Here is a 7,147-nt window from a genome sequence, read left to right as displayed (position 1 = left end):
CTCAACCGCAGCATCGCGCTCGCCGACCTCGGCATCACCGAGCCCGTCGTGCTGACCGGCAATGCGAGCCAGGATTTTTACCTGCCGGTGCCGAAAAACATGTCGCTCGCGGACGCAGTCGTCGCCTTGGACAGCCACTATCTGAAGGGGCAACCGGGTTCGGCGTCGGTCGTGCTTTCCGTCGATAACCAGCCCATGGTTTCGCAATCGCTGTCCGATGGCGATGGTGTGCTCCAGCGGGCGCTCGCTGTCGCGCCGCGCCCGCGCGATACCGGCTTCGTGCGCTTTTCCGTGAATCTGCAATCGAACACGGGCACGCGCCATTGCGAGATCGATCGTTCCGCAGGCAACTCGGTCGTCGTCTCGCCGCAGACGCGCCTCACCTACCACGTCGACGCAGGCGCCGTGACGTCGCTCGACGATGCTTGGAACACGTTGCCGGGCGAGCCCGTCGTCCTGGTCTCGGGCGCGAAGCTCGATGCCGCTGCCTATGACAGCGCTTGGCGCCTCGGCGTGGCCCTCCAACGCAGCGGCAAACGCGTGTCGGTGCGTGCGCTGCCGATCGTGGGCGGAACCGTCGATACGCGCGGTATCGCCGTGCCGGCGAACCTGGCCGCGATCCCCGCGTTCGCCGCACTGCGCGATAACTCGGCGACGCACCGTCTCGCGAGCGATGCCGAACTGGGCGCACTCGTCGTGCTCGGCGCGCCGGCCGCAAGCGGCGATATCGTGGTGGCCGACGATGCCCTGCGTACGCGCTTGGCGGCTGCGCTCGATGCGCTCGCCGCTCAACTCGCAGGTGATGCCGACGCCAGCGCCGCATTGCGCGACTGGCGCGCCCGTCACGCCACGCTCGCCGATACGTTGGTGGGTTCGCATCAGATCCGCCTTGCCCGGCTCGGCATGCACACGGTCATCGCTGTCGCGGCCGACGCGGGCGCACAAGCCGCGGGGCTTTTCGATAACACGCTGCGCCGCGCACTGATGAGCGACAGCCTCGTTGCCCCCGTCGCCGCCCCCGATACGCGCACTAGCGGCCCGGTCGTGCGACTGTCGAACCTCGGCGGCTCCGCACAGAGTTTCGACGTGCTCGCACGCGGCGACTGGACCGTGAGCTTCCCGCTCGCCGCCGTTTCGGCCGATTCGCGCATGCCGTCGAACATCGTGCTCTACGTGGCCGCCGCGCCGGGGCCGGCATCGTCGCATCCGGTGGCGACTGTCTACTGGAACGGTGTCCTGCTGGCCGCGAAGCAACTCGCCGCCGACGGCCAGCCGGAGCCGCTTACGGCGCGCGTGCCGGGCTATGTGCTGGGCGAAAGCAACACCTTGCGCGTTTCCGTGCAGCGTCAGCCGTATTCGGCGGACTGCAACGAGATCCCGCAGGCGTATCCCGTGAACGTGCTGCCCTCGCTCAGCTATATCAAGCCGGGCGATGCGGAGCCGGACGGTACTTTCGTGGGCCTGCTGCCGCTCTTGGCCGGTCACCCGCAGTTGATCGTGCCGCCGCGCTATCTGCAGGCCGCACCCGGCACGCTCGAACACGTGATCACGATCGCCTCGGCAAGCGGCCTCTCGCCCACTCAGGCGGAGCTGACGGTTGCCCCCGCGGACGGCGCAATCAAGCCGGCCAAGCCGTTCCTCGCCATGGACGTCAATGTCGATGGCGCCGATCCTTCGGCCCGCGTGACGGACGGCACGCGATTGCAGATCAAGGGCAAGGAGGCGACGTGGCTCGATGTGACGGGCCTCGCGCACCTTTCGACGGCGGAAGTGGTGCGAGCACACGGCGAGGACGGCGTGCTTTGGTATGGGATCGGCAAGCAAGAAGCCGAGGTGGGGCATACCGCAAACCAAGCCAGGCTGGCTCAGCCGTTCCTGCTCAATCGCGGCAATCTGGCGATCATCGGCGAGACCGGCCCGCTTGCCTGGCTCGACAGCAGCAACCCCGACGCAAGCCTGCCGCCCGGCGCGGGAGAAAGCGCGCTCTACGAATGGCGTCGTTACGTGTCGTGGGGGGTGCCGTTGGTCGGCATCGCATTGCTCGCCTTTGTCGCGCTGATGATCGTCGCGGCGCGCGCCCGCCGCAAGCGCAACGGCGGCGGGCACTGAACGCGGACGGCGGCGCGGCATGTTCTCGTCACTCTATTGGCCCTATCTGGTGGCCGACTACTACCACGCGCTCGAAATCGTGAGCGCCGTGGTAGGCATCGTCATTCTGCTCTCCAGCCTCGACGATCTGTTTGTCGATGGCTGGTACTGGGGACGCCAGATCTGGCGTTCGCTCACGGTGTGGCGCCGCCATACGCCGTTGCAGGCAGCCCAGCTGCGTGCGGTACCGGAACAGCCGCTCGCGATCATGGTGCCCGCCTGGCTCGAATACGACGTGATTGCGCCCATGCTCGAAAGCATGGTCGGCGCGCTCGAGTACAAAAACTACATGATCTTCGTGGGCACGTATCGCAACGATGAACGCACGCGTAACGAAGTCGAACGGATGCGCCGCCGTTACCGCCAGCTCGTGCGCGTGGAGGTGCCGCACGACGGTCCGACCTGCAAGGCCGACTGTCTGAACTGGATCGTACAGGCCATCTTCCGCGAAAACGCGCAGCGTGCCGAGCCGTTCGCGGGCGTGATCCTGCACGACAGCGAAGACGTGCTCCACCCGCTCGAACTCAAGTACTACAACTATTTGCTGCCGCGCATGGACTTCATCCAGCTGCCGGTGACGTCGCTCGAGCGCGAATGGTACGAGCTCGTGGCGGGCAGCTACATGGACGAATTCGCGGAGTGGCATACGAAGGATCTCGTGGTCAGAGAGAGCCTGTCGAAAATGGTGCCGTCGGCGGGCGTGGGCACCTGTTTTTCTCGCCGGGCAATGGAACTGCTGGCTGAGCAGACGCAGAATCAGCCCTTCAACACCGATACGCTCACCGAGGATTACGACATCGGCGCGCGGCTCGCACGCAGCGGCTTGCGGCAGATCTTCGGCAAGTTCACCGTGGAATATGTGACGCGCCGGACGTCGTTCTTCGGCCTCGGCAAGGAGAAGATCTCGACGATCTCGATGCCCCTCGGCATTCGCGAATATTTTCCGAACACGTTTCGCACCGCGTATCGGCAAAAGGCGCGCTGGACGCTCGGCATCGGTCTGCAAGGCTGGCAGCAGGTGGGCTGGCAGGGCTCGCTCGGCGTGAAGTACCTGCTGTTTCGCGACCGCAAAGGACTCGCGACGTCGTTCATCGCAATCCTCGCGTATGGGCTGCTGCTGAACTTCCTCGCGTTCTGGGCCGCCGATCGCTTGGGCTGGTGGACGATCTACTATCCGTCGTTCTTCTCGCCGAACGGCTGGCTTGCCACCGTGATGGGCCTGAATTCGTTCGCGCTCGCGCTGCGCATTCTTCAGCGCAGCTACTTCGTATGGCACATGTACGGCTGGGAGCATGCGGTGCTGGCCGTGCCGCGGATGATCGTCGGCAATTTCATCAATGCGATGGCCGCCGCGCGCGCGTGGCGCCTGTTCATCGTGCATCTCGTCACGGGCAAGCGGCTTGTGTGGGACAAGACGATGCATGACTTCCCGTCCACCGATCAGCTCACGCAGCAGCGCCAGCGTTTGGGCGAGTTGCTGCTGTCCTGGCAAGCCATCGACGAAACGCGTCTCGCCTTCGCCGTCGACTTGCAGGAGAAGCAACATAGGCCGCTCGGGCAGATTCTGATCGAGCAAGGCTGGCTCGACGAAGCCACGCTGCATGAAGCCCTCTCCTTTCAAGATGGCGTGACGGGCTTGGAGCCGGTTCTGCCTTTGACCGAGCGCACCCCCTCATGACGCACTTCGTTCGTCCTCTCCTGCTGAGCGCCATGCTCGCCTGCTGCACCGGTCCCGCGTTGCCGTTGGACGCGCTTGCGCAAGCGCCGAACAAGCCGGCTACTGAAGTTCCGCTGCAAGGCGAGGCATGGCGGCTCGCGAACGCCGCCTACGCCAGCTACCGCGCAGAGCGCTTTGCGCAGTCCGCCACACTGGCTGAAAGCGCCATCCGGCTGCGCTCCGACGTTCTGCGTCTGCGCATGTTGCTGATCTACTCGCTGCAAAAGGCCGGCAAGCTCGAAGCGGCACAAGCGGCGGCCGACGACGCGATCCGCGGCGGCTTCGATTCGCCCGCTTTGCGCGAGGTGAAGGCTAACCTGCGCCCCGCGCCAGCCGGCACCGGCAATCCCTCCAGCGCTGCCTGGCGAAAGGGGTTTCCGATCGCGACGCAGGCGTATGCCGACTACAACAGCAAGGAATACGTCGCGAGCGCCCGGCAAGCGGAAGCGGCATTTCGGATCGATCCGACGCAGGGCGCCTGGGCGCAACTGTGGCTCGATGCGCTCGAAGCGCAGGGCAAATATGCCGAAGCGGCCAATGCCGCCGATACCGCGCTGTCGCTCGGTGCGCCGAACCGGAACGGCTTGATTGCGCGGCGTCAGACGCTCAGGCGCCGCATGGCCGTGATTCCCGCGCAGAAGGGTTATCAGGCGTTGATCGCCAATGACCCGCACGCCGCGGTTCCGTTCGCGCGCGAAGCGGTGTCGCTCGCGCCCGACATCGATAGCCACCGCTTGCTGTTGATGACGTCGCTCATGCTGGACAACCAGTTGAGCGAAGCCGAGGACGCTGCGACGGACGCGCTGGGGCAGGATGACGGCAACACGGTCGCCCTCGTCATGCGCGCCTATTTGCGCCAGCGCCAAGGCAAGACGGCCGCAGCCGACGCGGACTTCGACGCGGCGCTCAAACAGGATTGGCTCGACGATGGCCAGCGCAAGAACATCCGCCTTATCGCGGCGGATGCAGCGTTGGCTGCCGGTGATCCGAAGCGAGTCGCGACGCTCGTTGCGCCGCTCGATCAGAAGGACGCGGCGGTCATGCGCCGCCTGCGCGCGGCGAACGCATCGCATGAGCGCCCGGCGCAGCTCACGCTCGCCAGTTATCCCGCGCCCGTGCAGGACTGCCACGACACGCCATACGGCACGTCGTGCGAGTTGCTGCCGGCCGACGCGGCGGGCGCAGGCGGCGCGAGTGCGCAGGCGTATGCCGCCTATGCGCGCGGAGACTATGCGGACGCGGTCGCTAAAGCGCGCAAGGCCGCGGCCGCCGATCCGCACAACGGGGCGCTGCAGAACCTGCTGACCACCGCGCTGTCCGCCGGCAATGCGGCGCAGATGAAAGAAGCCGAACAGCGTCTGAACGACGCGCTGGGCAAATCGCCGGCCGATGCCACGCTGCTCATGCAGCGCGGTTACCTCTATCAGCGCGAAAACCAGCCCGAGAAGGCGGTCGCGGATTTTCGGGCGGCGCGTGCGACGGGCAACGCCCCGCCCACCTCGATTCTCGATGAAGGCTATGCGCTCGCGAACGCGGGCGACAAGCGCCGCGCCGTGGATACGCTCAAGCAGGCCATCGATATGAACGACGCCGGCAAGCTCGCGCTGACGCCGGAGCAGCGCTTCAACACGCGCAGCTCGGTGGGCGGACTCTCGCGCGAGTGGGGCGCAACGGTATCGGCCGGTTATCGCGGCGCGAGGCCCGCGGGGGCCGGCCTTGGCGGCGCGGCGGTCACCGTGCCCGGCGACGCCGTGTTCGGATCGGCCGAAGTGTTCTGGCGGCCGTCGATGATTCTGAACTCGACCACGCGCGTATTCGAGGTCTATGGCCGGCTGACGCAGACGCTCGCCAACGGCGCGGGCGAGACGCCGGCGCAGACCGTGATGGACCCCTGCACGAACACGCCGGTCAACGTGAACGAGAGCGTCAATAACGGTCTGTCTGGGATGCCGACGACGACGGGCTCGCTCGGCATCCGCTTTACGCCGTCGACGCAATACGGCCTCACGTTCGGCCTCGAACGTCAGTTCAACCTCGGCTCCGCCACGCGTTCGGGCACCGTCACGCCGGCGTCGAACTCGCTGCGCTGCCGCCTGAGCGGCCGCGATCCGTCCAATCCGAACGGCCCGGCGCTCGGCAATCCGCGCACGGCCAACTATCTGTCGCGCGCGGGCAATGGCGGCTGGCTGTCGTACATGACGTATGGCTACTACGAAGGTACGACGCTGCGCATGGACAAGCCGAGCTGGCTCACCGTCGAAGGCTACATGCAGGCCGGCTACTCATGGCAGGACATGCCGGCTCAGTTCTGGTTCACCGACCAGACCACGGGCGCGCAGACGGCGCGCACGTCGGGGCGTTACAAGCGCGATCAGCTGTTCGCTGCCTATGAACTTCGCGTGGGCCGCAGCTTCCGCGCCGATGTCGTGAGCGACCGTCTGGTGCTGTTCCCTTACGCGGTGGTGGGTGGCGATTTCCTCAAGGAAAACGATCGCGTCGAAGCGTCGGCCTTGGGCAACGGGTCGACCGCTTTGCTCGGCAATGGTTCGGATTGGTCGATGGGTGCGGGCGCGGGTGTGAATTTGCGCTACTGGTTCCGCGAAGATCACTACGATGCGCCCCGTTCGTACATCGACTGGGCGACGCAGTACCGCTTCAATGTGGGCGGCGGTTCGAAGGACCGCTCCAAAGGCTTGTTCATGACGGTGACGCTGTCGTATTGACGGGCGCATGCCGTTGCGCCGGTGCGGGTCCTCACGGGCACGGGCCGGCTTGTTCATTCAGGGAGTCACGCAAGTGAAGCAGGGATTTTTTGCCGGTGCGCCGATGACGCGGACGATGCGCCGCATCGCCCAAGGCGTCGCGCTGTGCGCTGCGACGCTGGGTATGGTTGCCGCAACCGGCGCCATCGCCGCGCTCACCAGCGCGAGCGCGAGTGCGCAGGCGCAGGACGCCTCGTCGATCATCATCAAGGGCAAGGACGGCTGGCTCTTCCCGGGCTGGGGCAGCCTGACGACTGTCGACACGCGCGGCATCGACAACGACACGCGTCTGATCGTGCAGGCGCGCGACCTCTTTGCCGCGCGCGGCATCAAACTCGACGTCCTGCTGCTGCCCGACAAGACGCGTTTCTATCAGGACAAGCTGCCCGACGGGCGCACGCTGAGCCCCGACGTGCAGGCGCGCTACGCCGCGATTCTCGGCAAGCTCAAACAAGCCGGCATCTCGACGTTCGACGACGAAGCCGTGCTGCGCAGGCTGCGCGATGCAGGCGAGAACGTG

4 protein-coding genes are annotated in these 7,147 nt (G+C 66.2%); all 4 read left to right on the top strand.

The window, feature by feature from the left end; genetic code table 11:
• The coding region (locus ACTHL0_RS15925) for a hypothetical protein (protein ID WP_440567775.1) at positions 1 to 2,109 on the top strand (2,109 nt) is incomplete at its 5' end.
• A gap of 19 nt (positions 2,110 to 2,128) precedes the next feature.
• On the top strand, positions 2,129 to 3,826 hold the full coding sequence (locus tag ACTHL0_RS15920; RefSeq protein WP_440567774.1) for a glycosyl transferase family protein: 1,698 nt from the start codon (positions 2,129 to 2,131) through the stop codon (positions 3,824 to 3,826).
• Entirely contained in the window at positions 3,823 to 6,588 is a 2,766-nt protein-coding gene (locus tag ACTHL0_RS15915) for an NfrA family protein (protein WP_440567773.1), read from the top strand. The genes ACTHL0_RS15920 and ACTHL0_RS15915 overlap by 4 nt, the downstream gene beginning before the upstream one ends.
• A gap of 73 nt (positions 6,589 to 6,661) precedes the next feature.
• Positions 6,662 to 7,147 (top strand): alginate O-acetyltransferase AlgX-related protein (locus ACTHL0_RS15910; RefSeq protein ID WP_440567772.1); only part of this gene is annotated, 486 nt, incomplete at its 3' end.

Source organism: Trinickia sp., from assembly GCF_051961175.1.
In the GTDB taxonomy this organism is placed as follows: Bacteria; Pseudomonadota; Gammaproteobacteria; order Burkholderiales; family Burkholderiaceae; genus Trinickia.
Note: the sequence above shows the minus strand (reverse complement) of the source record. Positions and strands in the feature narration are given on the sequence as shown.

Bases quoted from the DNA above. Each gene is read 5' to 3' on its own strand.
- ACTHL0_RS15920 (WP_440567774.1), top strand. From the start codon at position 2,129: ATGTTCTCGTCACTCTATTGGCCCTATCTGGTGGCCGACTACTACCAC.
- ACTHL0_RS15915 (WP_440567773.1), top strand. From the start codon at position 3,823: ATGACGCACTTCGTTCGTCCTCTCCTGCTGAGCGCCATGCTCGCCTGC.